This is a genomic window from Bacillus sp. TL12 (genome assembly GCF_022625245.1).
Classification (GTDB): Bacteria; Bacillota; Bacilli; order Bacillales; family Bacillaceae_G; genus Bacillus_A.
The window spans coordinates 119,599-146,428 of the sequence record NZ_JAJJBY010000008.1; the positions used below are offsets into that span (position 1 = coordinate 119,599).

28 protein-coding genes and 3 pseudogenes are annotated in these 26,830 nt (G+C 36.3%); 23 read left to right on the forward strand and 8 right to left on the reverse strand.

The window, feature by feature from the left end:
* The first annotated feature begins 30 nt into the window (after positions 1-30).
* On the forward strand, positions 31-174 hold the full coding sequence (locus LOK41_RS10250) for a phosphonate ABC transporter permease (RefSeq protein ID WP_241816370.1): 144 nt from the start codon (positions 31-33) through the stop codon (positions 172-174).
* Between the two features lie 34 nt (positions 175-208).
* Here LOK41_RS10250 and brnQ read toward each other — a convergent pair whose 3' ends face one another.
* Positions 209-1,555: a branched-chain amino acid transport system II carrier protein gene (gene brnQ / locus LOK41_RS10255; protein ID WP_241816371.1), complete on the reverse strand. Its 1,347-nt coding sequence runs from the start codon at positions 1,553-1,555 to the stop codon at positions 209-211.
* 656 nt (positions 1,556-2,211) lie between these two features.
* Here brnQ and LOK41_RS10260 point away from each other — a divergent pair.
* The 5 genes from LOK41_RS10260 (at position 2,212) to LOK41_RS10280 (ending at position 7,686) form a co-directional block, all read left to right on the forward strand.
* Positions 2,212-3,594, forward strand: a complete 1,383-nt coding sequence (locus LOK41_RS10260) for an APC family permease (protein ID WP_241816372.1) — start codon at positions 2,212-2,214, stop codon at positions 3,592-3,594.
* Positions 3,595-3,830: 236 nt separating this feature from the next.
* Complete coding sequence (locus tag LOK41_RS10265) at positions 3,831-4,070, forward strand: DUF1294 domain-containing protein (RefSeq protein ID WP_481748801.1); 240 nt, start codon at positions 3,831-3,833, stop codon at positions 4,068-4,070.
* Positions 4,071-4,280: 210 nt separating this feature from the next.
* Positions 4,281-5,222, forward strand: coding sequence for an EamA family transporter RarD (gene rarD, locus LOK41_RS10270; protein WP_241816374.1), 942 nt, complete (start codon positions 4,281-4,283; stop codon positions 5,220-5,222).
* A 78-nt stretch (positions 5,223-5,300) separates the two neighbouring features.
* Complete coding sequence (locus tag LOK41_RS10275; RefSeq protein WP_241816375.1) at positions 5,301-5,726, forward strand: divergent PAP2 family protein; 426 nt, start codon at positions 5,301-5,303, stop codon at positions 5,724-5,726.
* Between the two features lie 100 nt (positions 5,727-5,826).
* The gene (locus tag LOK41_RS10280) at positions 5,827-7,686 is read left to right on the forward strand and encodes a terpene cyclase/mutase family protein (protein WP_241816376.1); all 1,860 of its coding nucleotides are present in this window, start codon (positions 5,827-5,829) and stop codon (positions 7,684-7,686) included.
* Positions 7,687-7,769: 83 nt separating this feature from the next.
* On the opposite strand, the gene LOK41_RS10285 is transcribed toward LOK41_RS10280, so the two are convergent.
* Positions 7,770-7,919, reverse strand: a complete 150-nt coding sequence (locus tag LOK41_RS10285) for a YfhD family protein (RefSeq protein WP_241816377.1) — start codon at positions 7,917-7,919, stop codon at positions 7,770-7,772.
* Between the two features lie 132 nt (positions 7,920-8,051).
* Here LOK41_RS10285 and fabG point away from each other — a divergent pair, with 132 nt between their 5' ends.
* The 7 genes and pseudogenes from fabG to LOK41_RS29280 all read left to right on the forward strand — a co-directional run.
* Complete coding sequence (gene fabG, locus LOK41_RS10290) at positions 8,052-8,792, forward strand: 3-oxoacyl-ACP reductase FabG (protein ID WP_241816378.1); 741 nt, start codon at positions 8,052-8,054, stop codon at positions 8,790-8,792.
* Between the two features lie 933 nt (positions 8,793-9,725).
* On the forward strand, positions 9,726-10,046 hold the full coding sequence (locus LOK41_RS10295) for a PadR family transcriptional regulator (protein WP_033796096.1): 321 nt from the start codon (positions 9,726-9,728) through the stop codon (positions 10,044-10,046).
* 71 nt (positions 10,047-10,117) lie between these two features.
* Positions 10,118-10,459: a DUF1048 domain-containing protein gene (locus tag LOK41_RS10300; protein ID WP_174101433.1), complete on the forward strand. Its 342-nt coding sequence runs from the start codon at positions 10,118-10,120 to the stop codon at positions 10,457-10,459.
* 240 nt (positions 10,460-10,699) lie between these two features.
* Complete coding sequence (locus LOK41_RS10305) at positions 10,700-11,392, forward strand: ABC transporter ATP-binding protein (protein ID WP_241816379.1); 693 nt, start codon at positions 10,700-10,702, stop codon at positions 11,390-11,392.
* Positions 11,393-12,142, forward strand: a complete 750-nt coding sequence (locus LOK41_RS10310; RefSeq protein ID WP_241816380.1) for an ABC transporter permease — start codon at positions 11,393-11,395, stop codon at positions 12,140-12,142. It abuts the gene before it with no gap.
* Positions 12,143-12,247: 105 nt separating this feature from the next.
* On the forward strand, positions 12,248-12,379 hold the full coding sequence (locus tag LOK41_RS28955; protein ID WP_277818572.1) for a hypothetical protein: 132 nt from the start codon (positions 12,248-12,250) through the stop codon (positions 12,377-12,379).
* 23 nt (positions 12,380-12,402) lie between these two features.
* Positions 12,403-12,533, forward strand: a pseudogene (locus tag LOK41_RS29280) (Tn3 family transposase); the annotation flags it as partial.
* A 283-nt stretch (positions 12,534-12,816) separates the two neighbouring features.
* On the opposite strand, the gene LOK41_RS10315 reads toward LOK41_RS29280, so the two are convergent.
* The 3 genes and pseudogenes from LOK41_RS10315 to dhaS all read right to left on the reverse strand — a co-directional run bounded on the left by LOK41_RS10315 (position 12,817) and on the right by dhaS (position 15,332).
* A complete protein-coding gene (locus LOK41_RS10315; protein ID WP_241816381.1) occupies positions 12,817-13,356 on the reverse strand; it encodes a GNAT family N-acetyltransferase in 540 nt (179 codons plus the stop codon).
* A gap of 174 nt (positions 13,357-13,530) precedes the next feature.
* Positions 13,531-13,623 (reverse strand): annotated as a pseudogene (locus tag LOK41_RS10320) (helix-turn-helix domain-containing protein); the annotation flags it as partial.
* A gap of 224 nt (positions 13,624-13,847) precedes the next feature.
* A complete protein-coding gene (gene dhaS / locus LOK41_RS10325; RefSeq protein ID WP_241816382.1) occupies positions 13,848-15,332 on the reverse strand; it encodes an aldehyde dehydrogenase DhaS in 1,485 nt (494 codons plus the stop codon).
* A gap of 272 nt (positions 15,333-15,604) precedes the next feature.
* On the opposite strand from dhaS, the gene LOK41_RS10330 reads away from it, so the two are divergent.
* Both LOK41_RS10330 and panF read left to right on the forward strand, forming a co-directional pair.
* Entirely contained in the window at positions 15,605-15,883 is a 279-nt protein-coding gene (locus tag LOK41_RS10330; RefSeq protein WP_174101439.1) for a YhdT family protein, read from the forward strand.
* Between the two features lie 3 nt (positions 15,884-15,886).
* Positions 15,887-17,326: a sodium/pantothenate symporter gene (panF, locus tag LOK41_RS10335; RefSeq protein ID WP_241816383.1), complete on the forward strand. Its 1,440-nt coding sequence runs from the start codon at positions 15,887-15,889 to the stop codon at positions 17,324-17,326.
* A gap of 89 nt (positions 17,327-17,415) precedes the next feature.
* Here the strand turns inward: panF and LOK41_RS10340 are convergent.
* Positions 17,416-17,931, reverse strand: a pseudogene (locus LOK41_RS10340) (DoxX family membrane protein).
* Positions 17,932-18,158: 227 nt separating this feature from the next.
* Between LOK41_RS10340 and LOK41_RS10345 the strand changes: the two are divergent.
* The 4 genes from LOK41_RS10345 to LOK41_RS10360 all read left to right on the forward strand — a co-directional run bounded on the left by LOK41_RS10345 (position 18,159) and on the right by LOK41_RS10360 (position 22,854).
* Entirely contained in the window at positions 18,159-19,091 is a 933-nt protein-coding gene (locus LOK41_RS10345; RefSeq protein WP_241816384.1) for a nucleoside hydrolase, read from the forward strand.
* A gap of 119 nt (positions 19,092-19,210) precedes the next feature.
* Positions 19,211-20,320, forward strand: coding sequence for a serine hydrolase (locus tag LOK41_RS10350; RefSeq protein WP_241816385.1), 1,110 nt, complete (start codon positions 19,211-19,213; stop codon positions 20,318-20,320).
* 125 nt (positions 20,321-20,445) lie between these two features.
* Positions 20,446-21,954 carry an argininosuccinate lyase gene (gene argH / locus LOK41_RS10355; RefSeq protein WP_241816386.1) on the forward strand — a complete coding sequence of 503 codons (1,509 nt, stop codon included), beginning with the start codon at positions 20,446-20,448 and terminating at the stop codon, positions 21,952-21,954.
* 66 nt (positions 21,955-22,020) lie between these two features.
* On the forward strand, positions 22,021-22,854 hold the full coding sequence (locus tag LOK41_RS10360) for a GNAT family N-acetyltransferase (RefSeq protein ID WP_241816387.1): 834 nt from the start codon (positions 22,021-22,023) through the stop codon (positions 22,852-22,854).
* 38 nt (positions 22,855-22,892) lie between these two features.
* On the opposite strand, the gene LOK41_RS10365 is transcribed toward LOK41_RS10360, so the two are convergent.
* Positions 22,893-23,645 (reverse strand): (S)-benzoin forming benzil reductase, encoded by a 753-nt coding sequence (locus tag LOK41_RS10365; RefSeq protein WP_241816388.1) that lies wholly within the window; start codon positions 23,643-23,645, stop codon positions 22,893-22,895.
* A 170-nt stretch (positions 23,646-23,815) separates the two neighbouring features.
* Positions 23,816-24,523 (reverse strand): iron-sulfur cluster repair di-iron protein, encoded by a 708-nt coding sequence (gene ric / locus LOK41_RS10370; protein ID WP_241816389.1) that lies wholly within the window; start codon positions 24,521-24,523, stop codon positions 23,816-23,818.
* A gap of 217 nt (positions 24,524-24,740) precedes the next feature.
* Here ric and LOK41_RS10375 point away from each other — a divergent pair, with 217 nt between their 5' ends.
* The 4 genes from LOK41_RS10375 (at position 24,741) to LOK41_RS10390 (ending at position 26,816) form a co-directional block, all read left to right on the forward strand.
* Positions 24,741-25,082 carry an ASCH domain-containing protein gene (locus LOK41_RS10375; protein ID WP_241816390.1) on the forward strand — a complete coding sequence of 114 codons (342 nt, stop codon included), beginning with the start codon at positions 24,741-24,743 and terminating at the stop codon, positions 25,080-25,082.
* Complete coding sequence (locus tag LOK41_RS10380) at positions 25,079-25,495, forward strand: NUDIX hydrolase (RefSeq protein ID WP_241816391.1); 417 nt, start codon at positions 25,079-25,081, stop codon at positions 25,493-25,495. Before LOK41_RS10375 ends, LOK41_RS10380 begins: the two co-directional genes overlap by 4 nt.
* 68 nt (positions 25,496-25,563) lie before the next feature.
* Positions 25,564-26,181, forward strand: coding sequence for an acetate uptake transporter (locus LOK41_RS10385; RefSeq protein WP_241816392.1), 618 nt, complete (start codon positions 25,564-25,566; stop codon positions 26,179-26,181).
* A gap of 191 nt (positions 26,182-26,372) precedes the next feature.
* The gene (locus LOK41_RS10390) at positions 26,373-26,816 is read left to right on the forward strand and encodes a flavodoxin (RefSeq protein ID WP_241816393.1); all 444 of its coding nucleotides are present in this window, start codon (positions 26,373-26,375) and stop codon (positions 26,814-26,816) included.
* The last annotated feature ends 14 nt before the right edge of the window (positions 26,817-26,830 follow it).

Genomic DNA, 26,830 nt, shown 5'->3' on the forward strand with positions numbered 1-26,830 from the left:
CCAATACTATTTTTGAAAAGAGGGGTTCAGGTGCCATTTTTAGGAAGTGTGTATCAAATATTTGGATTATATCCAGAGATTTATCATGCGATGATTTCGATGGAAATGCAGGAAGAAGAATTGCGTAATGAACATGTGGAAAAGAACAATACGGAAATAGACATGGAAGATTAGGAAAAACCATGCAGAGCTTTATCTGCATGGTTTTTTAATGATTCGTTTTCGGAGTACTGGTAATGAATTTCATTCGAAATACATAAATGAAGTAACCGATACACCCTCCAACAAATGCAGGACAGATCCAACCTAAACCTGCATCATATAAAGGAAGAATTTTAGAAAAAATAACATTAATTGTTTGAATAGGTATATTTGCTGCATTTAGTCCATCAAACAAACTAACGACAAAAGTTAGGAGTAAGCTCCATTGATATACCTCTGTTCTACCTTTAAATATAGGGTGCAAAAATGTTAAAACAATTAGCATAATTGCTAGTGGATATATCGCTGTAAGTACTGGCACAGAAATCGCAACTAATTCTGTCAAACCAAGATTTGCAATTAATGCACTAAAAATAGAAAGCATAACAGCAAATGTTTTATAAGATATTTTAGGGAATACTTTATGGAAGTATGAAGAGCATGATGTTACAAGTCCAACGCTTGTTGTTAAACATGCAACAGTAATCATTAAGCCTAATAATAAATTGCCCAGAGAACTAAAATAATAATTAGCTACTTTAGCTAATACTTCTCCTCCATTTGTTAAATGCCCTAGTTTAGATACGCTAGCGGCTCCCATATAAGAAAGTGAAGTATAAACAATTACTAATACAATTGCTGCAATACCAGCAGCCTTTGCACAAACGCTCACTATTTCTTTTTTATCATAAGTACCTTTCTCTTTTATAGCATTGATAATAATAATGCCGAATACAAAAGATGCAAGTGTATCCATTGTTAAGTAGCCTTCTTGGAAACCTTTAAAAAAAGAATTGTTTACAAATTCTTTTGTAGGTGCCTGAATAGGACCAATTGGTTGAACAAACGCTGCAACTACTAAAATCCCGATGAATGTAAGTTTGATAGGTGTTAAAAGTTTGCCAACAACATCTACAATTTTCGCCGGATTAAACGAGAACCAACATGTAATACTAAAGAAAATGACTGTGAAAATAAGTAATGCAACCGTTTCTGTTCCGTTAGATAAAAATGGTTTTACACCTATTTCAAAAGAAACACTTCCAGCTCTAGGGAGTGCAAATAACGGACCAATTGCTAAATAGAGAATAAATGTGTACACAGCACTGAACCAAGGATGAACACGATTCGCTAATGTTTGTAAATCATCACTACCAGAAATGCCAAATGCTAGAACGCCTAACAAAGGAAGACCTACTCCTGTAATTAAAAATCCAGCAGTAGCAATCCATACATTATGCCCAGCTGCTTGTCCTAACATAGCTGGAAAAATTAAATTTCCAGCACCAAAAAACAGTGCAAATAACATAAGTCCGATTATAAGGATACGAGAAAAGGGTGCTTTATTTGCCAACTTAAAACCTCCATCGAAATAATTCTTAAAAATACCATAATGTTACATAGAAAATTCTGAATTTTAAAATTGTTATGTTCACAACGTTTTTTATTATACTAATATGAATTTTATATAGCAACAAAAAATTTCTTTTTTGAATTAATAATAAAAAATAAATTTAAGATTTGAAATTCAAATCATCCAAATAATAGAGTTAAGATACAACCAAATGATTATTATTTTTATTTCACAAAAATAATTTCAATTATGAAATAGTTACGAGCATATGTATCTTGTAGGGGATAGTGAATAAAAAATTAATATTAGAAAAATAAATAAAGAGATAATCCTGGTAATAATTGAAATGTAATGATTTGAGGTTGTAAAATAACACGATTTGTTACATAATTATCCATTTAAAATGAGTGGTCTTATTATTGACAATTGAATTAATTATATGATAAATTCAATCCTGTTTCTCAGTGATGCATCATTTGAAAGAATATTGTATAGGGAATTTTAAATGTATATTTTTTGGAATTTTGTGTTTTCAAAATGTGAAATATGGAAAAGGTGAAGTTTATAGTTATTAAAAAATAGTAATTATAAAACCCTAAAAAGGAATAGAAGAGGTTGTTTAATAAGAGATTATATTGAAAGCGAGGTTTCTATCAATGAGTTTACTAATTAAAAAGGAAATGAATGAAGAAAAGAAAAGGGTATTGAACCAAACGTTAGGAGCATTTGACTTAACTCTTTTAGGAATTGGGGCAATTATTGGAACTGGTATTTTCGTACTAACAGGTATTGTGGCGGCGAAACATGCTGGCCCAGCGATTGTTCTATCTTTTGTATTGGCTGCAATTGTTTGTGCCTGTGTGGCACTTTGTTATGCTGAATTTGCTTCTACTGTTCCAGTGTCCGGTAGTGTATATTCTTATACATATATTACATTAGGAGAAATTTTTGCTTTTATAGTTGGTTGGTGTGTCATGTTAGAGTATTTATTAGCAACCTCGGCCGTAGCAGCTGGGTGGTCCGCTTATTTTCAATCATTACTTCTAGGATTTCATATTAAAATTCCTACTCTTTTTGCCTCGGCACCGGGCATGGGGCAAGGTGGAATCATTGATTTACCTGCAGTTTTTATTATTTTAGTTGTTACATTTTTATTAAGTCGTGGTGCGAAAGAAAGTGCGCGTATTAACAATATGATGGTTATTATTAAACTTGCTGTTATTTTAGGATTTATTATTGTAGGTGGACAATATGTAAAACCAGAGAATTGGCAACCATTTCTTCCGTTTGGATTTCACGGTGTTATTGGGGGAGCGGCTACTGTGTTTTTCGCCTTTTTAGGTTTTGATGCAGTTGCTACAGCAGCTGAAGAAGTGAAACGCCCACAACGCAATGTTCCAATTGGTCTTCTTGTATCGTTATGTATTTGTACAATTCTTTATATTGGTGTTTCATTTGTTTTAACAGGAATGGTACCATTTACTGAATTGAATGTAGCTGATCCAGTTGCCTATGCATTACGTATTGTAGGAGAGGATAAAATTGCAGGTTTGTTATCAGTAGGAGCCATTGCTGGTTTAACTACAGTGCTTTTAGTAGCCATGTTTGCTTTTATACGGATATCTTACTCAATGAGTCGTGATGGATTACTTCCAAAGAAGCTTTCAAGTGTGCATAAACGTTTCCAAACACCATTCCTTAATACATGGATTACAGGAATTCTCGCAGCACTTTTAGCTGGGCTTTTAGATTTGAATTTATTGGCGAATTTAGTGAATATAGGAACAATAACAGCTTTTATATTTGTATCTATTGCGGTAATTGTACTGCGTAAAACAAACCCAAATATAGAAAGACCATTTCGTGCACCATTGGTTCCTTTTTTACCAATCATGTCAATAATAAGTTGTATGTATTTAGCTTTAAATCTTTCTCAAGTAACGTTAATCAGTTTTATGGTTTGGATTATGATAGGTATTTTGGTTTATTTTGTGTATGCTAAAAAGCATAGTAATATAAGAAAAAGAAATAGCGTATAAAGTGTAACAACTATCCCTAAGGTTGGTTATTAGCTCTCATCAATTTAGCTTTTACTACCTGCGAATAGCGGGATAAATAATTGAAATAACAGCTGTAGGCTGAAAAGATAGCTTGTTTACAAGTAATTCTTTACTGTCTACAGCGATTTTTATTTGTATATAAATAAAAAACTTATTGTTGTAGAGAGAATTAAAAAAAGAAAGTGATGTGAGAATTAATAATGTTCGTAAAATGTATGTATATATTGTGTATGAGCGTTGTTGCTTTTTCGATGATGGGACTTGATAAACGTAAAGCAGTGAAAAAACAATGGCGTACCCCTGAGAGTACATTGTTTTTAGTATCTGCAGCAGGGGGAGCAATCGGAACGTGGATTGGAATGTATGTTTTTCACCATAAAACTCATAAAAATAAATTTAAAATTGGTATACCACTTCTTCTTGTCATCACTTCATATGTTTTATGGGTAATTTAAGTTTACTAGTGCTACAAATTAGGATTCTATGATAATTCTAAAAGGAAGTTAGCTGTTTTCTGCTAGGTTCTGAAGCATGTAATATTAAAAATAAGTAAGTTTTTTGAAAAAGGAATTACATTGTCGAAAAAGATAGGGGAAGAATATTTGTAAAGGTTTAAAGGTACCCCTTATAATGAAGAGAAAAAAGAGAAGAGGAGAAAAGGGAAGATGGAGAGTCAAAAAGCACTGCAAAAGAAAGGGATTTTATATGCGGCTGGTGCTTATATGATGTGGGGCGTTCTCCCTATTTATTGGAAGTGGGTTGAAGAGGTTCCTGCAAAAGAAATATTAGCACATCGCATTGTTTGGGCTTTTGTTTTTATGTTGTTTATTTTAGGAATATCAAAGCGGTTTGGGCAATTTGTGGGAGAACTGTTGAGTCTTTTTAAACGTCCTAAATTATTCATCTCATTAACAATTGCTTCTATTTTAATTAGCGGAAACTGGTTCGTGTACATATGGGCTGTGAATCACAATCATATTATCGAAGCCAGTCTAGGATATTATATTAATCCACTTGTGAGCATTTTACTTGGGACAATTGTATTAAAAGAGAAGTTGAATTTTTGGCAGTATGTTGCGGTAGGGTTAGCTGGAATTGGCGTTATCATTTTAACATTCCGATATGGAACGATTCCATGGATTGCGCTGTCACTTGCATTGACGTTTGCATTGTATGGACTAACGAAAAAATTATTAAACTATGATGCAATGATTGGTCTTACGATGGAAACAATGATTGTAACGCCGCTTGCGGTTATTTACTTGTTTATGAGTGGTGAGCATGGATTTGGCTCATTTGGATCGATTTCGCCTGTTTCAACTTTACTTTTAATGGGAGCAGGTATTGTTACTGCTGTGCCGCTCTTTTATTTTGCAAAAGGAGCGCAATTGATTCCTTTATATATGATTGGTTTTTTACAATACATTTCGCCGACCATTAACCTTATTTTAGGTGTGTTTATTTTTCATGAACATTTTACATCAGCTCATATGGTTGCATTTTTCTTTATTTGGGTTGCATTATTTGTGTTTTCAATGGCAAAAACAAAGTTTTTACTACGGAAGCAGCCGAAGTTTTTGAAGAATAAATCAGTAAAAGTATCCTAAAGCGTAGTATTTTCTACGCTTTTTTCTTTATACTTATAAGTATAGAATTTCCATTACTGCAAGTAGGGAGCTGGAAATATGGAAACAATTTTACATAATGATCCACTTATGGCAGCTGTAATTGCTTGGTTTTTGGCGCAATTAACGAAAGTTATTTTTAAGTTAGTAAAGACGAGGGAATTTGATTTCGCGCAATTTTTTGCTTCTGGAGGAATGCCAAGCTCTCATTCTTCAACGGTTACAGCGTTAGCAACAGGAGTTGGAGTGGTAGAAGGAATTACAAGTGCAGTGTTTGCTGTAGCTGCCATTTTTGCCATTATCGTCATGTACGACGCTTCAGGAGTGAGACTTGCGGTAAGTAAACAGGCAAAGATTTTAAATGACTTTTTTCATGGTAGACAAACAGAGTATAAGAAATTAAATGAGCTTGTCGGACATACGCCGTATCAGGTAGTTGTCGGAGCTATTTTAGGAATTGTTGTTGGAATTGGGTATTGCTTGTGAGCAGAATGTGTATTTACATATTCTGCTTATATTTGTTTTATACATAATTACGTGCGAAGTGGAATATCGTATACGGATTTAGAAAGGGTGGGTGAAAAGGGTGTTATTACATGAAAAAGTACGTGAGGAAGTTAAGAGGAAACTTACTGCACTGCAAACAATGCAGCATCAAGATGGTGCGTGGCGATTTTGTTTTGAAGGTTCACCATTAACAGATTGTCATATGATTTTTTTGCTTAAATTATTAGGTCAAGAGCAAGAAATAGAGCCGTTTGTTGCAAGACTAGTAGCTCTTCAAACAGATGAAGGAACTTGGAAGCTCTATGAAGATGAGCATGTTGGTAATTTATCGACGACCATTGAGGCATATGCGGCTTTACTTGCTTCTGAAATGTATACGAAAGAAGATATAATTATGAAACGTGCAGAAGCGTTTATTCGGAAGCAGGGTGGGGTTACAAAGGCCCACTTTATGACGAAGTTTTTATTAGCGCTTCATGGAGGATATGAATACCCTTCCTTATTCCACTTTCCAACGCCTATTTTATTTTTACCTGAAGATTCCCCACTTAGTATATTTGAGCTAAGTAGTTCCGCGCGTATTCACCTCATCCCGATGATGATTTGTATGAATAAACGATTTACTGTGTCTAAAAAAATTCTTCCTAATCTAGATTACATTTCAGGCGAGAGTAAAAAGCAGTGGTTCCGTGAAGAACGTTCACCATTGTTTCAAACGCTACTTGGAGATGTAAAGAAGTTTTTATCATACCCCTTAACTTTGCATCATAAAGGGGACAGGGAAGCAGAGCGTTTTATGATTGAGCGGATTGATATAAATGGAACATTATATAGTTATGCGAGTGCTACATTTTACATGATTTATGCATTGCTCGCACTGGGACACTCCATTCAGTCACCGCTTATTTCAAATGCAGTATTAGGATTGAAAACTTATATATGGAATATGGATAAGGGAACCCATCTTCAAAATTCACCATCTACAGTGTGGGATACAGCTTTACTAAGCTATTCGTTGCAAGAAGCGCATGTACCACATGATAACCAAATGATTCAAAAAGCAACAGGTTATTTACTACAAAAACAACATAAAGAGAAAAGAGACTGGAGTGTGCATGCCCCGTTACTTGATGCTGGAGGTTGGGGATTTTCAGATGTTAATACGACAATTCCTGATATTGATGATACGACAGCTGCACTTAGAGCGTTAGCGCGAAACCGAATAGAAAATCAAAGGATAGAAAAAGTTTGGAAGAAAGGAATTGAATGGGTCAAGGGATTACAAAATATTGATGGGGGCTGGGCAGCTTTTGAAAGAGGTGTAACAAGTAAAGTTTTAACACATTTACCTCTTGATAACTCAGGGGATATGATTACGGATCCGTCTACGTCAGACATTACAGGTAGAGTGTTGGAGTTTTTTGGAACATACGCTCCAAACGAGTTACAAGGTGACCCAAAAGATCGAGCGATTCGTTGGCTAATTCAAACGCAGGAGAAGGATGGATCCTGGTATGGGAAATGGGGAGTGTGTTACATATATGGTACTTGGGCAGCCCTCACAGGTTTACGTGCTGTAGGTGTTCCATCTAATCATACGGCTTTACAAAAAGCAGCTACCTGGTTAGAGAGTATTCAACATAGCGATGGAGGGTGGGGCGAGTCTTGCAGGAGTAGTATAGAAAAGAAATTTATTGCGTTACCATTTGGTACACCATCACAAACGGCATGGGCACTAGATGCACTTATTGCTTTTTATGATACGGAAACACCTGCCATTCGAAATGGGATTTCTTATTTACTCGCACATCTAAATCGGAATCAAGATTATCCTACAGGCATAGGGCTATCAGGTGGGTTTTATATTCACTACCATAGCTACTATCATATATTTCCACTCCTTACTTTTGCGCATTATATCAAAAAATATTGGAAATAAACCGAGAAATCATCTCGGTTTATTTCATTTTTATGGGTAGTAGTAGGTCCCAAGTGAAAAAAGGATAAGGGCGAGATAGTCCCTTATTTTTGTTTAGACTGGCGTTTTTGACGTGCATCGGCGGCGTCAGCACGTGCGTTTGCTTCTAAGTCATCGTGATCAGCGAGTTCACGAGAAAACTCTACATCGATGCCATCAGAAATTTTGTTTCGTTCTGGGTTCTTTTTATTCATTCGACACAATCTCCTTGTGTTTATGCTGTATTGCAAGTTTAGTTTGACACAAATAGACTTTTTTATACAAAAAGGATTTGGAAAGCATAAAGCCGAAATATACAGTATAAGTAATAGAAATGGGGGAGAGTAATGGACTTTTTACATGGGAAAACAGCTGTTGTAACAGGAGCTGCACAAGGAATAGGGAAGGAAATTGCTTGTACTTTTGCAAAATTAAGTGCAAAGGTGTTAATCAGTGATGTCAATGAGGAGAAGTTAAAAAAAACAGCAAGAGAGTTTTTAGACCAAGGATATGAAGTAAGTGTATATGCATGTGATGTGAGTAATCAAAACGAAGCAAAATCATTAATTGAATATGCGGTTCAAACATTCGGTGGGATACATATTTTAGTGAATAATGCTGGGATTACAAGAGATGCGATGTTACATAAAATGGAGAAATCAGCTTGGGAGCAAGTCATGCAAGTGAATTTAACAGGTGTGTTTTATTGTATGCAACCGGCACTTCTTTATATGAGGCAGCAACAATTTGGACGTATCATCAATATTTCTTCGATTAGTAGGGAAGGGAATATTGGGCAAGCGAATTATGCTGCAACGAAAGCAGGTGTCATTGGATTAACAAAAACGGCAGCGAAAGAAGTGGGGGGATTTGGGATTACTTGTAATGCCATTTGTCCAGGGTTTATGGATACAGATATGACAAAAACAATACCAGATAAAGTGAAAGAGAAGATGGTTGGTGCAATTCCAGTTGGAAGAATTGGAACGCCGCAAGATATCGCAAATGCAGCAGCCTTTTTCGCTTCAGAGTATGCTTCTTATATTACAGGTGAGGTATTAAATGTGAGTGGTGGTTTACAAGTGTAAGAGATAGTTCTATATTTTTTAATACGTTATGGAATAAAATGTTTGAATTCTCTAAATAATTCATTACATAATAAGTAGAGCCTGACCAACTTTTTTTATTTAGAATCAAGGGATGTGCGTTTGGTATATGTATACCAAGAATAATTATATAATGTGCAACATTATATAGATAAAAAGAAGAGGGTAGAACAAACAGAGAAATTCTGCTTGTTCTATCCTTTTGTTGTACTACAAATGACTTCATTTACTACTACAATGTATTTGCTTTTTGTGTATAGAGATAATAATGATGTTTCATTTTGATGCTTGAAATAGAATAATCCTCAGTTACTTTACTAAAGCTCCCGTGAACCCAAAAAGAAAAACGTCCCCACACCTTGCATAAACATTTACTTTTCTGCTGAGATTATTAAGGACATAGATCTACGAAGTTCTTCTTTCATTTCGGAAATACTCTTTAGCATTTCTTCGGAAGGAATTGATCACTGGAAGTAGGAGAAAACCTCGTCTTTTTCATACCAAAGAAATCGGGAGCCTACATGTATAGCTACTGGATGGGAATGATTCACGGTGTAATCATTGTGAAAGAAGCATAGGAGGAAGTAAAAGCTCCCATAAAGAAACTCGGCTGTATCTAATGAGGATAGCTGGTTTTAAAAATATTTAGAAAATCCAGTTGACAATCCGACTACTATGTATTACGATATACATGTAATATGTCACACTAGATACTGGTACCACTGAATAGTGAGGTTGTAAAAATATTTTTAAGAAAAATATTTGACACCTTTTACTCAGTGTTATAATATACATGTAATAAGTAATACTGAATAGCATAATTTCCTAAAATCTATTCAGTAAAAATTTCCCTCAGTACTCTGTTATACTGAATATAAGTCAGACAAAATAGAGGAGGTAAAGGAGGATCGGAACATGGAAAATTTAACTGAAATGCTGAAGGGTTCGCTGGAAGGCTGCGTGCTGGAAATCATCAGCCGCCATGAAACCTATGGCTACGAGATTACCCGTCGCCTGAACGAGCTTGGGTTTACCGAAGTCGTGGAAGGGACGGTATATACCATCCTCGTGCGATTAGAAAAGAAAAAACTTGTGAATATAGAAAAGAAACCGTCAGATATGGGGCCGCCCCGCAAGTTTTACTCACTTAATGAGGCTGGCCGCCAGGAACTTGAATTGTTTTGGGAAAAATGGGATTTTGTATCATCGAAAATTAACGTCTTAAAGTCAATCTAGCTTCATAAGATATTCTGTCCGATATTTTTGGAGTGTCTTGTTCAGCTTTATAAAAAAGGAGGAAAAATAATATGATGGAAATGTTCAAAAAAATGATTGGTGATAAAAAAGAGTACAAAATGATGATGGCACGGGTTGGAGCCCTGCCAGAGGACTACCAGTTCGTATTTAAGAAAATTCAAAACTACATGTGGAATTTCTCAGCGGGCAACGGGATGGATATGCTGCACATACAGTATGAATTAATCGAGTTGTTCGAAGCCGGTGCGGCGGAAGGTAGACAAGTGCTAGAAATCACTGGGGACGACGTAGCGTCCTTTGCTGACGAACTAGTGGCAAACGCTAAAACCTATGTCGCCAAGTATCGTGAAGATTTGAATCAAAGTATCATGAAGCGATTGAGAAAAAAATAAATTCAATAGATAATACCGACTGATTAGCTGGTTACAAATGTGAATTGCCGCCTTCGCTATTCAGTTATATTTTTAACCTGGTAATAAGTAATACAGATTATCAGTAAGACTAAATAGAAGAGTATAGGCAATCTAGCTCCGCAAAGCGCTTTTTATAAGGAGGAAAAAAGTATGAGCAATGCAGCGATTTCTGTAAAAGGGTAAAAAAAATCCTTTAAAGACAAGGAAGTCTTAAAGGGGGTGGATTTTGAGGTGCAGCGTGGCGAGATTTTCGCACTGCTGGGCTCAAATGGAGCAGGCAAGACAACGACGGTCAACATCCTCTCGACGCTGATGAAGTCCGATGGCGGCGAAGTAGGTATTTGCGGCTTTGATGTCCAGCGTCAACCGGATCATGTTCGCCAGAGCATCAGCTTGACAGGGCAGTTCGCAGCTTTAGACGGCATGCTCACTGGACGAGAAAACTTGATGATGATCGCCAAGTTGCGGGGAGTTTCCAATCCCGTTCAAGTCGCCGACAATCTGCTTGCAAGGTTCAGCCTGACTGATGCGGCCAACCGCCGAGCAGACCAGTATTCCGGCGGGATGAAGCGCCGGCTTGATATCGCCATGAGCCTGATCGGGACGCCAGCAGTCATTTTTCTCGACGAACCGACGACAGGGCTTGACCCCGAAGCGCGGATTGAAGTCTGGGATACCGTCAAGGAGCTTGCCGGCGGTGGCACGACCATCTTGCTGACGACCCAGTATCTGGAGGAAGCCGAACAACTGGCGGATCGTATCGCCATCCTGCATAGCGGAAAAATCATCACGACCGGTACCCTTACCGAACTCAAAGAGATGTTCCCGCCAGCGAAAGTCGAGTACATCGAGAAGCAGCCGACATTGGAGGAAATTTTCCTCGCGATCATTGGCAAAAAGGAGGAGATGTAAATGAAAAGTAAAACAGGGGTATTACTAGGACGTTTAATGCGCAACATTATGCGCAGCCCGGATACAATTATCACGGTGGCGATTACGCCGATTATGATGATGCTGCTGTTTGTCTACGTATTTGGCGGCGCCATAAAGACAGGCACGGACAACTACGTCAATTATTTATTGCCGGGAATCTTGCTGATAACTATCGCATCCGGCGTCGCTTACACTTCACTGCGGCTGTTTACGGATGTAAAGAGCGGGCTGATGGCGCGTTTCATTACCATGCCCATCAAGCGCTCGTCGGTATTGTGGGCTCACGTGTTGACCTCGCTTGTTTCCAATGCGCTTACTGTCGTGGTGGTTATCCTCATCGCCCTCTTGATGGGCTTCCGTTCCAGCGCTGATATCCTAGATTGGCTCGCGGTAGCTGGGATACTCGGGCTATTTACGTTGGCGCTGACATGGCTGGCGGTCATTCCCGGATTGACAGCAAGGTCTATGGAAGGGGCGACAGCCTACTCGTACCCGCTGATTTTCCTGCCGTTTATCAGTTCGGCCTTTGTCCCCACCGAAACCATGCCTACAATTGTCCGTGCGTTCGCTGAGAATCAGCCCGTGACTTCAATAGTGAATACAATTCGTGCTCTCTTGTATGAAGGGTCTGTTGGCAACGGTATCTGGATCGCACTTGCCTGGTGCGTCGGCATCATGGTCATTGCTTACTTCTTCGCCAGTAAAGTATTTAAACGTCAGTTGGGATAAGTACACCATTATGGGATTAGTCATATCAATAGTCAGCCACTGCGATGAATGCATTTGCTATCACATGGAAGGCTGCTTAAGTGCAGGGCAACCATCGATGAAATCATGGAAACCCTCAAAATTTGTGTGATTGGTGGCGGCTTGATCACTTATCCCAATGCGAGGTTTGCCATGCATGCTTTAGAAGAATTTACAGCGGGTAGTGCTCTTTCGCAGGAGGAGAAATTAAAAGAATAAAGCCCATATATAATTGACAGTAAAAAAATCGACTTTATAAAGCATTTAGAGAACTAGGACGCATTGTAAGGACCGTCTTTCTCCTAAAATATATTTCAGATATAAAAGGGAACAAATAACAGCTAGTACAAATCAAGTTGAAGCATATAAGGGGTAGCGTCAGGAAAATGCGGATTTACAACGTTAAGGAAATCCAAATATAAAAAGCCTAATTTCTCAGGGTTATAAGTGAGAAATTAGGCTTTAGTTACTTCATTAAAGCGCCCGATTGTAGAAAACGTTATTCAAGGAAAACACCCGTTAGTTTAAGTGTAAATCCTGATAAATTTATTTAATGCAATATATGACTGTTGTAAAATGACGTTCATCAGTTGAAACGAAAAAAAATAAAAAGTAGTACATAATTCGTTTACTACGTTAAATCTTTGGTAAAAACTCTAAAACTTTAATAAAGAGTACACCTTTAAGTCTTTATGTTCCCCTTTAACATACATTACTTTTCTACTTATACCTTCAAAAGACATACCTAACTTTTCCATAACACGCTCTGAACCCTTATTTTCTAAGAAGCATCTCGCCTGAATACGAACTAAGTTCATACTTTCGAACCCAAAAGAGATGATTGCCTTTGCTGCTTCGGTAATTAACCCTTTGCTCCAGTATTCTTTAGATAGAACATATCCAATTTCAGCACTATTGTGTTTTGGCTGCCACCAAACAAAGTGAACTGTTCCAATAAATTTACCATTTTCTTTTAGCTCAATCCCCCATGGAGCATCATATTGAGGTACAAATGAATCTATAAATTCATTTGTATCTGATAATGAAGAATGAGTATCCCACGTTACATATCTCGTTACTTCTTCATTCGAGGCATATAAATACATATCTTCTGCATCATCTAATGTGATTTTTCTAAGGACGAGACGTTCCGTTTCTATTTTAGGTACATCACCAAATTTTTCTATAATATTCATGAATTCACCACTTTACAAAATATTATTGACTGATAATAATTCTATCATTTATTAAATTAACCTACCACGTTACTTTAAGTGCATTTCTTCACAATGTTTTCTGATTTTAGCATGACACAATGACTGTGTTGTTCTATAATCGAGCCCTTTTCTGGAATATGGGGTAAGGAAGGACTATTTGTTCCCTTCGGATAGCTTTCTATATAATGAAGCTCTAGACACATTTGTAATTTCACAAATTTGATTTACGGTCATATTTCCTTCTTTTATTTAAAATAGAAACATACATTCCTGTTTAGTGTAACCACACTAATGTTGTTGTTGTATATAAGGCCATAAAGAGGTCAGCATAATAAAAAAGTACATCACTCTTATTGAGCAATGTACTAATACATATATAATGTGCAACATTATATACATCCCCTTATTCTTATAAGGAAAGATAGATATTGTCACTTATTTATTTTACAGAGTAGGTCAGGCTCTTTCATTTAGTTCAGATTCACCCAAACGCTCTTCACTTCTGTATAGTTATTTAATGCATAAGATCCCATTTCGCGGCCAAGACCGGATTGTTTAAATCCACCAAATGGAGAAGCGGCATCAAATACGTTATAACAGTTTACCCATACTGTACCAGCACGGACTTTGCTTGCAATGTAATGTGCATTTTTGACATTTTCTGTCCATACACCAGCAGCTAAACCAAATGATGATTTATTTGCACGTTCAATTACTTCATCAATATCATTAAACGGCAATGCGGAGATGACAGGTCCGAAAATTTCTTCTTTGGCAATTGTCATTTCGTCATTTACGTCGGCGAAGACGGTTGGAGAAACGAAATAACCTTGTTCAAATGGATTATTTCCACCACAAAGGACTTCTGCACCTTCTTCAATACCTTTTTCAATGTATCCTAAAACGCGTTTTTGTTGCTCTTCAGAAACAAGGGGGCCAATTGTAGTTTGTGGATCTAGACCTGCGCCTTGTGTTAATTTTTTCGAATATAGCACAAGATCAGCCATGACATTGTCATACATTTTCTTTGGAATAAATAAACGGGATCCTGCGCAGCACACTTGCCCTTGGTTAAACATAACACCAGAAAGTGCAGCTGGGATTGCACGAGATAAATCAGCATCTGGCAAAATAATATTTGGTGATTTACCACCAAGTTCTAATGTAACTCGTTTTAGTGTTTCAGAGGCTTGTCTCATAATTTGTTTACCGACAGGAGTTGAACCGGTAAATGCAATTTTATCGACGAGAGGGTGATTGACAAGAGCTTGCCCAGCTGTTTCACCGAATCCTGGTACGATGTTGACAACACCTTTCGGGAATCCAGCTTCTTCAAATAATTCAGCTAAATATAATGCGGAAAGAGGGGTTTGTTCTGCAGGTTTTAAAACAATTGTACAGCCAGTTGCAAGTGCTGCCCCCATTTTCCACATCGCCATAAGGAGCGGGAAGTTCCATGGAATAATTTGTCCAACAACACCAACTGCTTCGTGACGTGTATAGTTAAAATATTCACCGGAGACTGGAATTGTTTGACCGACAATTTTTGTAGCCCAGCCAGCATAATAACGCATATGTTCAATTGCAAGCGGAATATCTGCAGCTGACGTTTCACGGATTGGTTTTCCATTGTCTAATGTTTCCAGTTGTGCTAATTCTTCTTTATGCTCTTCCATTAAATCAGCAAGCTTGTACATAAGGCGGCTCCGCTCAGCGGCGCTCATGCGTGACCAAGGACCTTCATCAAATGCAACTCTAGCAGCTACTACAGCTTTATGAATATCTTCGCGGCCAGCTTCCGAAACAATTGCAAGTGTTTCGCCAGTTGCTGGGTTAGGAGTTTTAAATGTCTTTCTGGAAGCGCTTTCAACGAACGCTCCATTCACATATAATTTTTTTGTTCCTTGAAGAAATTTTTCAACTTTTTCATGAAGATTTACAGCTAGTTGACTCATTGTATAACCCCCTTGAAAATATAGTGTAAACGCAGTACGAGACGGCGTTTATTCCTGTAACAAGGTTGTAAAAACTAGGTGAAAGAACTCTAATTTTAATCATAAATAACAAAGACTGAAAATTCAAATTTCATTTACGTTACAATTGTAAAAATTATGTAATATGAAACTGAATTCTATATCTTTTAAAAAAATCCTTCTAGTTTTTCTTTTCTAGTAGGAAAAACTAAAAGAACAATGTTACAATTATACATCGTGAGAGGAGGGAGAAAATGAAAGATTATCATGATGATCCACGCTTTCGAATTGCCCATAGAGAGGCGTTAATTGGTCTTGGACTTGCTTTTATCAATTTTATCATATGGTATGGGTTTGCTTATGGGCTTGGTAGTAAAGATCCAAGTGAATATACATATGTATTAGGTTTTCCAGCGTGGTTTTTTTATAGTTGTATAGTCGGTTTTGTTGTAGTTGTTATACTTCTTATTTTAATCGTGCGTTTTGCATTTCAAGATATTTCGCTCGATGAGGAAGAAAAAAGTGAGGAATGATAAATGAATTGGTACGTAATAATTCCAATGATAATTTCTTTTATCGTTGTATTTTTAATTGGTGTATATGCATCAAGGCGTGTGCAAGCAACGGCTCATAATAAATTTTTACAAGAATACTTTCTTGGTGGACGTGAACTTGGCGGTCTATTATTAGCTATGACAATGATTGCTACGTACGGTAGTGCGAGTAGTTTTATCGGTGGACCTGGAATTGCATATAATATGGGGCTTGGATGGGTATTATTGTCGGCAATCCAGGTTGTAACGGGTTACATCGTCTTGACGGTAATTGGTAAAAAGTTTGCAATCATTGCAAGAAAGATGGAAGCAATTACGCTTATTGATTACTTAAAAGGAAGATACAATCATAAAGCGGTGGTCATTCTTTCGGCATTATGTATTATTATCTTTTTATTTTCAGCAACAGTTGCTCAGTGGGTTGGAGGCGGAAGGTTAATTGAATCGTTAACAGGCTTTTCGTATACAACGTCTTTATTTCTTTTTACCTTTTCTGTACTTGTATACGTTATAATTGGTGGATTCCGTGCAGTTGCTTTATCCGACACACTGCTTGGCATTATTATGCTAGCAGGTACGACAATTATTTTAATTGCAACGGTGATTGCTGGTGGCGGAATTGAAAAGATCATGCAAGAACTCGTTCAAATCAATCCCAATTTAATTACACCGTTTGGAGCGGATGGTAGTTTAACGAAAACGTATGTGACATCATTTTGGATTTTAATTGGGATTGGCGTTGTTGGATTACCGCAAATTAGCGTGCGGGCGATGTCTTATAAAAATTCAAAAGCAATGCACCAAGCGCTCATTATTGGAACGATTGTTGTCGGCACCATTATGATCGGGATGCATCTAACAGGTGTATTTGCCCGTGTAGTACTTCCGGGTGTAACTGTGCCGGACAAAGTAATGCCGCTTCTAGCAATGGAAGTATTACCGCCTTGGCTTGCGGGAATATTTTTGGCGGCCCCAATGGCGGCGATTATGTCAACGGTAAACTCACTGTTATTACTGGTGAGTTCATCTATTATTAAAGATATATATGTGAATTACATAAATGAACACGCAGCAGATACAACAATAAAAAAAGGAAGCTTATGGATTACGGGTATCGTTGGTTTACTTGTATATGCTGCAGCTGTTAAACCGCCAGATTTTTTAATATGGTTAAATTTATTTTCCTTTGGTGGTTTAGAGGCCGCTTTTATTTGGCCAATTGTTTTAGGGTTATATTGGAAAAAGGGGAATGCATACGGGGCGCTTGCGTCTATTCTTGTTGGTGTTGGTTCTTATATAATCGTTCACCTTTGTTTTCCAAATCCGTTTGGTATACATACAGTCGTGCTGCCGATTGGTTTTGCTTGTATTGCGTATGTAACAGGCAGCATGTTAACGTCAAAAAACAATGTGAAAATATAAATGTATGTCAATTGGTGATGTTTAATAGAATGTATGGAATGGAGGAGGTTATCCTTCAATTCCATACATTTTTTATGTGTAGAACTTATCTATGATGCGAATTTATGTGTAGGATAAGTTGGAGTATTATTTCTGTTCTTACTGAAAAGTTTTTGAAAAACAAATCCGTCCAAACCGATGCGCCCTGCGTTATGTCCTGCTACTAAAATAAGGATAGACAGTAATATCATATTTGGGTTTGTACTTATAGTTCCACTTAAAAGAAAAGCAGTATTCATAATAATTCCGAAAAATGCTGCAGTTTTTGTTAATCCTCCTAAAAGAAGCCCTAACCCGACTAAAATTTCTCCCCATTGCACAAAAAAGCTAAATAGGTCAGCATGTGGAAGAGCGACATGTTATAGAAAATCAGCCCACCAACCTTGTACAGCTGGATGATCTCCACCCGCCTTTGCGATTGCTCCTTTTAAAAAGCCGCTTGCATCAAATTGTTGACCGAAAATTTTCCCTAATCCAGCAGCTAGCCAAGCATACCCTAAATATAAGCGGAGAGGCAAAAGGATAAATAATGCTTTCGTGTTACTACGTAAAAAATGAATAAACATAATAAATTCCTCCCATACATAATAAAATGTATTTACAAGTTTATTATGTATTTTTGTGAATCGAATCACAATGAACGGAATTTGAACAAATAGTTTGATTTGATTGTTTTTTTGTATGATTCATTATTTGTTCAAAAATCAGTGCGCAAATTTCGTATTTCATGTGTATGGTATAAACGATAAAGAATATGCTTTTGGTAATAAGAGGTGAAGGGATGGAAAGTATCATGAAAAAGGTGCTTTTTTTAGGGGATCCTGGTATTGATGATTCTTTAGCAATCATGTATGGGCTGTTACATCCAGAAATTGAAATTGTTGGGATTTTAACTGGGTATGGAAATGTAACACAAGAGCAAGCAACAAGTAATGCTGCGTATTTAATGCAACTAGCAGGTAGAGAAGATATACCGATTATAAATGGAGCGAAAATGCCGTTGTCGGGTGAATTTACAACATATTATCCTGAAATTCATGGAGCGGAAGGGTTGGGGCCAATTCGCCCTCCAAAAACTATTCAACCAAATATTAAATCGTTTTGCACAATATTTGACATTATTAAACGCTATAAAAAAGAAATTATTATTGTTGATGCAGGGAGGGCAACAAGTTTAGCAACTGCATTTATATTAGGAAAAGATGTAATGCAGGATGTAAAAGAATATTACATCATGGGTGGTGCCTTCCTTATCCCAGGGAATGTAACACCTGTAGCGGAGGCAAATTTTCATGGGGATGCACTTGCTGCAAATTTAGTCATGCAGTATGCAAAAAACGTAACATTAATCCCTCTTAATGTTACAAGTGAATCAATCGTTACACCTGAAACTGTACAATATATAAAAAAACATTCACAAACTGCATTTAACAAATTAATTGAACCTATATTTCAATATTATTATAAAGCATATAAGAAAATAAATCCGAAAATTACCGGAAGTCCCATTCATGATGTGCTTACGATGATGGCAGTTGTAAATCCTTCTATGATTGAATATGTATATCGGAAAGTAGATGTTGATTTAGAAGGTAGTGCAAAAGGGGAAAGTATTGCTGATTTTAGGCCACAGCCTGATGCAAAAGCACTTAAAAATTGGGTGCGAATTGGCTGGAAATTAAATTATAAGAAGTTTAGTGAAAACTTTGTTCGAATTATGACATAGACATAATAGGAGATTACAAGTTACAATAATAGAGACGATTATTTAGATAATCGTCTCTATTGTTTTGTTTATAACTATATATAATGGATAAAAGATATAAATTAGGAGAGGGAATTCACTTGAGAAAAGTTATAATATGTGCGGGAATCATTGGTGTATTCATAGTGCTTATATCCGGTAACTTTTTAGCGAAAAAAGTTTGGAGCTCTAATAATGATGATGCTCAGTTTATTGCCTCATTTGTTGAAGAACATAAAGATGAAAAAAATAGTGCCTTACTTATAAAACGAAATGATAAAGTTGTTTATTCTGTAAATCCAAATGTTGTGTTACCAGTTGCGAGCACGATGAAGTTAATTGTCGCATTTGAATTTACGAAACAAGTTGTAGATGGAAGAATTGACCCGAATAGTTATGTGTCAATTGATGATGTAAATCGTTATTATGTTCCAAATACAGATGGTGGTGCGCAGGGTCGTTGGCAAAAGTATTTAATAAGAACTGATAAAATAGATGAAAATGCAGTGTCCTTAGAAGAAGTTGCGAAAGGAATGGTGAAGTTTAGTTCAAATGCAAATACAGAATATTTAATGGAGCTACTTGGACTAGACCATATTAATCAAAATTTACAAAACCTATCACTTCCTTCACACCAACCGTTATTTCCTATCGTCTCTTCTCTATACATTCCGGGATATTTGCATAAGGAATTGCATATTCCAAAAAATAAATTAGAGAAAAAGCTAAAAGAAATGTCCGCAGAGGAATATCGTCGTTATGCGATGTTAATACATGAACGGTTAAAAGAGAAAGGGCCGTTATTACAAAAAGAAATCCCGCTGTATTTAGAAGAAAAATATGAAAAAATATGGTCAGATAAGTTTCCGGCTGCATCTGCGAATGATTATATGGTGCTTCTGGAAAAAGCGAATCATAAAAAAGGTTTTACAAAGGATGAAGAAAAAGAATGGGCGAATCTCGTTGAAACAGATATGAAAGCCAAGAAGTATCGTAAGTCATTCAGACATGCTGGGCAAAAAAATGGATATACGCCGTGGACGTTAGCAAAAGCTGTTTATGCTACTGATAAACTTGGGAATTGTACAGAAATTGTGTTTTTAGCAAACGAATTAGATGAAGATGATAGTACAGAGCTTCGTAAGCACTTGCGTAATTTACATTTCCAGGTACTAAAAAGTGAAAAATATGATGCAACTGTTATTAAATAAACCCGATGCACGTGGCAGCGGGTTTATTTTTGTTTGTTCAATGAAAGTTTCGCTTCATACAAGCACCTTTTCAGCAGCTCCGGGTATGATGGTTAGTAAATAACTGGGCGAAAGGGGAAAAGGTGATGAAATGGGATAAGGAAGAATTTATTAAGAGTGAAGGCGCTGATTTCCCTGGAAAAACCTATGCAAACTGCGTGTTACAGCATGTGTTTCAATTTCAGCGAGATTATTTATTGCAAGAGATGTTTATGATTCATCGTGCTCATATTATCATGCTTATGGAAGAAAAGTTAATGAAGCAAGAAGATGCAAAAGTTATTTTAACAGCGTTAGAGAAAGTGGCGCAAATTCCAAAAAGTCGATTATTGTATGAGCAGGAACATGAAGATCTCTTTTTTTTAATTGAACATTTAATTGTAAAAGAAGCGAATGATGATTTAGTAAGTAATATGCATATTGGTAGAAGTCGTAATGATATGGGAGTGACAATGTATCGAATGAGTTTACGTCGCTACCTACTACGTTTTATGGAACATTATATCTTATTGCAAGAAAGTATATTGCAACTTGCTGATGATCATATGGAAACAATTATGCCTGCTTATACACATACACAGCCTGCTCAACCAACAACATTTGGTCATTATATGTTAGCTGTCTATGATGTGATGACAAGAGATTTAGAGCGGATTTGGAAAACGTATGATCTTGTGAATCGCTCGCCAATGGGCGCGGCAGCTCTTTCTACAACAAGTTTCCCCATTAATAGAAAGAGAATTGCTCAGTTACTTGGATTTTCAGGTGTTATTGAAAATTCATATGATGCAGTCGCAGGTGTTGATTATTTACTAGAAGTCAGTTCTGTACTGATGATGACAATGACGAATACGAGTAGATGGCTTCACGATTTCTTACTGCTAGCAACAAAAGAATACAATGGGATTACTGTTGCAACCCCATATGTACAAATCAGCAGCATAATGCCACAAAAACGGAACCCTGTTTCAATCGAACATGCTCGCGCGCTCGCTAGCGGTGCATTTGGTGAAGCTTTCACTGTATTTCAAATGATCCATAATACACCTTTTGGAGACATTGTTGATACAGAAGATGATTTGCAGCCTTATTTGTATGGAGGAATCGAAAAGGCAATTCGTGTGTTCTGTATAATGAATGCAGTGATTCGAACAATGAAGGTGGAAGATGAAGTTTTAAGAAACCGCTCGTTTAAACATGCGATTACGATAACGGATTTTGCAGATACCTTAACAAAGAATTACAATATTCCTTTCCGGCGTGCTCATCATGCTGCAAGTGATATTGCAAAAGTGTCTATGGGGCAACAAAAAGAACTGCATGAATTAAAACTCATAGAAGTAAATAAGTACTTACAAGAAAATTTGCACGTAATACTTTCAGAAAAAGAGTGGGATGATATTATATCACCGGTAGCATTTGTTGAGAAAAGGAATGTATATGGGGGAACAAGTAAAAAAGAAATGATACGTATGATTCAAAAGAGGAGAGAGCGTTTTAAGCAAGAAGAAGTTAAATTTGAAATGGAGAAACAGCGAATCACGCAATCTGAAAAAGAAGTAATGATGGCAGTCTTGAATATTATTGAATTGTAAAAGAAGGATTTTGTGAATTAATCGCCAATAATCTATTGAAATATAAATAGAAGGAAGAGATTGTCGATGATTCAATTACAGGTGTATGAAGATATTTCTCAGTTTAAGAAGGATTTCGTTCCAATTTTAGAAATGAATGAACAAGAAAATAATTTAATATTAGGGGTAATGCAGTCTGTAGAAAATCTACTATTTATGGCAGCGGCAAAGCGAAATGAAAACACCATACTTATATTTCTTCAAACTGAGAAAAAACAAATGATTGTTGCTAAATCCGTGGCTTCGAGAGAGGAGGTAAAGGAAATAGCAAAACAATTAGTAACGGTGTATCCCAACATACCTGGATTGATTGGAGAAAAGAGAGTGGTGATACAATTAGCGGAAGAGATTGCGCAACTAGAGCACAAGAAATTTTCTATTCGCATGAATCAAGGGATATATAAGCTGGAAAAAGTAAAGAAGCAATGGAATGAACAGGGTGTTTTCCGTCAAGTAAATGATGATGAGCTACCATTTATAGAAGAGTGGGTGTATCAATTTTGTGAAGATGTTCATTTACCTACTACAGCAGAAGATGCGAAACAAACGGCATATGCATTAGTAAGTACAAAGCGGTTATTCGGCTTGGAAGTAGATGGAGAATTAGTTTCGGTAGCTGCCATAACAAGACCGACTAAGAGTAATATTACAGTTAACTTTGTATATACGCCAAAAGAAGCACGAAAGAAAGGGTACGCTTCTAACTGTGTAGCTGCCATTAGTCAGTACATGTTAGATCAAGGTTATAAAACAACTACATTATATACGGACTTAGCAAATCCAACGTCGAATAAAATTTATCAAGAAGTAGGCTATGAATTCATAATGGAATCTGTCTTACTATTTTTAGAACCGATGTAATGAAAGGCTCGCATACAAGCGAGCCTTTTGTTATGAAACTACTGTTCATCAATCCGAATGACGCCACCTTGTTCAAAGTCCTTAGTTTCTAATAGATGAGCAACAGCTTTTGCAACATACTCAGGGGAAAGTAATTTTCCTTCTTCTTTTAAAGCGATAAATCGATCTAAGTTAGTAAAATCTTCTTTTGCTGTTTGGCGAATTTGCTGTTGCATATTTGTATCCACAACACCTGGTGCAAAGGCAATCGTTTTTACTGGATACTCTTTTTCGGCTTCTTCTGTAGCAACACATTGTGTAAACATATTTACACCAGCTTTCGTTGTACAATAAGCCCCCCACCCAAAGTAAGGTTTTTGTCCAGCACCTGAGGAAATATTGATAACACGCTTGTCTACTTTCCACTCTTTCGTATGTTTCATAAAAGAAGAGGTAAGAATCATTGGAGCAATTAAATTAATTTGTACATTTGCAATTAAAAGTTCACTCTCTGATTTTTCAATCGGTTTCATAGGTGCAAGTGTACCTGCGTTATTAATTAAATGAATAGATGAGACATTCTCTTCTTCAATGGATGAAAAGATGGTTTCAAAATGAGTTTCTAGATTATGTACATCTTGGAGATCAATTGAGTGAAAAATAAAAGAAATACCTTTTTGTGTTGCTTTTTCAATAAGTTTTTCATTTTGTCTTCTAGAAATACAAATGAGCTTTGTATTTTCTTCTAGTAATTGTTTGGCGATTGCCTCGCCCAATCCTTGCGAAGTACCTGTTACAATAACATAGCGCATCGTTTGTTGAACTCCTCTCCTATGTATATTTTTTTGATTATGCGGTGTGCGTAATCTACTTATATAGTATAGAGGATTCTTTTGTAGAAATGGAGTAATTAGTAACAGATTATAATTGGAGTTAAGGAGAAAGATAAGCAGCGTGAAATAGTCCTCGCTGCTTATTCATTTTACTTGATAGAAAGTAATCGCTGGAATAAAATGTTGTTTTCAAGATGTACGTGTTGGAATAAATCAGATTCAAAATCTTCTAGACGATTATAAACCATACGATATGTGCGACATGCATGCTCTGGAGGAGTAAAATCATTTGTAATACTTCGCAATTCTTTTATAAGATCGCCAGCTCCATCATGTTCTTGTTCTAATTCTTCAAGTTTTTCGATTACTAAAACTAAATTTTCTTGAGTAGGATTTTGTTCATATTTTTTGATAAGTGGGAATACAAGAGTTTCTTCTTTGATAATATGTTGTTCAAGTTCTAATTTTAATTCATGAAAAAGTCGATGCACGTTATTTAAATGCGACTCTGTTTGACCATGTACGCGAAATACCTTTGTTACATACGGACTCAGTTGTGGTAATTCTTCTTGAATATAGCGATGATGTGTTTGGATAATATGATCAATTAGTGTAGAGAAACTAACTTCATTCCAGTTTGTAGATTCATTATTTTTCGATTGATATAAAGTATATTGTTCATTTAATGTTTTTAAAAGTTCATCAGGAGAAATTTCTTTTGTTTGTGTCGCCACTTCAATTGTCTTGTCTCCGCCACAACAAAAGTCGATACGATGTTTCTTAAATAAATCACTTGCTTGTGGAAAAACGGTAACAATTTCACCTACAATAGATATTTTTGTAAAAGGTATAGCCATATCAAACACTCCTCTGTTCATTTGTATGTTTTTAGCATAATGTTTTAGAAAAAAGGTTGAAGTGATTATAATCACAAATATGGTGAAGAATTCATGAATGTTTTGTACATGTGGGGGGACTATCCATTAATGAGGGATAAATTTAGTTGGATTTTCAGTAGCGAATGAAAAAAGCGTTTGAAATGTTCATGTTATAATGACTCAAGGTGGTGAGGAAATGAAACATAAAATGAGTTTATATAATGAACCGTTTCAATCTATTCAATCTGGAAAAAAAGTGTTTGAAGTACGCTTATATGATAAGAAGCGTCAAAATATACAAATAGAAGATGAAATCGAATTTACAAATTTAGCAACAAAAGAAACAATTTGTGTAAGGGTAACGGAATTGAAATGTTATAAAACATTTGAAGAAATGTATAAGGATATTAATAAAAAGCTGATGGACTGTGCCAACTGGAGTCTAGAAGAAATGTTAGCAAGTACATATGAAATATATACGAAAGAACAAGAGCAGAAGTGGGGAACTGTTGCAATTAGGGTTGAAATTATAGCATGATTCGAAATCGTGGTGTGGCCATTATTATACAGAATGATAAAATCGCCCTTATAAAACGTATTCGAAACAATGAAGTATACTTTGTATTTCCAGGTGGAGGAATTGAAGAAGATGAAACACCAGAAGAAGCAACCGTACGTGAAGTTTATGAAGAACTAGGCGTGCATATTGAAATTCAAAAACTTGTTACGAAGTATGAATATAAAGGCACGCAATATTTCTATGAAGCACGTATCATTGATGGTGTTTTTGGCACAGGAAAAGCTGAAGAATTCATAACGGTTGATAGAGGACACTACATTCCAGTTTGGATTCCTATACAAGAGCTATTCAATCTAAATATCAAGCCGTATGAAATAGCAAAAATGATTGTTCATTATTGCAAAGATGCAAAGTCTGACGACATACAATAAAAACCATTGACATAGGCTTCTGATTCGAGTATTGTATTCAGGTATGTGTTCAAAATCAGGAGGTTTTTATGAGTAATCAAACTACACATCATGTAAAAATGACAACAGCGGATCCATCTGGAATTGGTCTATTTGGATTAGCAATGGTAACACTTGTAGCATCATCACAAAAATTAGGATTAACGGATGGTGTTTCATTTGTATTACCATGGGCAATCTTTTTAGGAGGATTTGCACAACTCTTTGCGTGTATTCACGATGCGAAGCATAACAACACGTTCGGTACAACTGCATTTGGTGCATACGGCCTATTTTGGTTAGGTGTTGGAACGTCTTGGTTAATTCAACTTGGAGTATTCGGCGAAAAATTAGCCCAATCTGTAGATCCAAAGCAGCTTGGTGTAGCCTTTATTGGATATTTAATCTTTACGATTTTTATGACAATTGGCGCAATGGAAGCACATAAAGTATTATTTATGATTTTTGTACTTATTGATTTCTTATTTATTGGTCTTTCATTTAGTACTTTAGGTGTTATGCCACATGCTATGCATAATTTAGCAGCGTATTCTGAACTATGTATTTCATTACTATCTTTCTACGGTTCAGCAGCAACTGTATTAAATGTTCATTTTGGAAAAGTTGTATTACCAGTAGGAAAGCCGTTTGGCATTTTTAAAAAATAAGAATGAAAAACACGAATGACAAGAATGGTCATTCGTGTTTTTTTATACAAATGGATAGCTGAGTTTTTGATTGTACCAATATTGATAGAAAAATTTACTTGTGGCCAGGGAAAAACAAAAAATACAATTGAAATTGATTATCATTATTAATATAATGAGAATAAGAATCAATTGCAAAAGGGGATGTCGACATGGCAAAAATTTTAATAGCTTATGCAAGTATGTCAGGAAATACAGAAAGTATTGCTGATTTAATTAAAGTGAGTTTGGATGCATTTAATCATGAAGTGGAATTAAAGGAAATGGAAGGAATGGACGCAGAAGAACTATTAGAATATGATGGTATCATTTTGGGATCTTATACGTGGGGAGATGGGGAATTGCCATTTGAAGCAGAAGATTTTCATGATGATTTAGAAAGTGTAGATTTAGCTGGGAAAAAAGTTGCTGTATTTGGATCTGGTGATACGGCTTATGAGCAGTTTTGTGAAGCAGTAACAATTTTTGAAGAACGCCTTGTAGAATGCGGGGCAGAACTTGTACAAGAAGGATTGAAAATTGAGTTAGCTCCAGAAGAGGAGGAAGATATCGAGAAATGCAGTAACTTTGCAATCGCATTTGCTGAAAAGTTCTAGGAATGGGAGTGTCA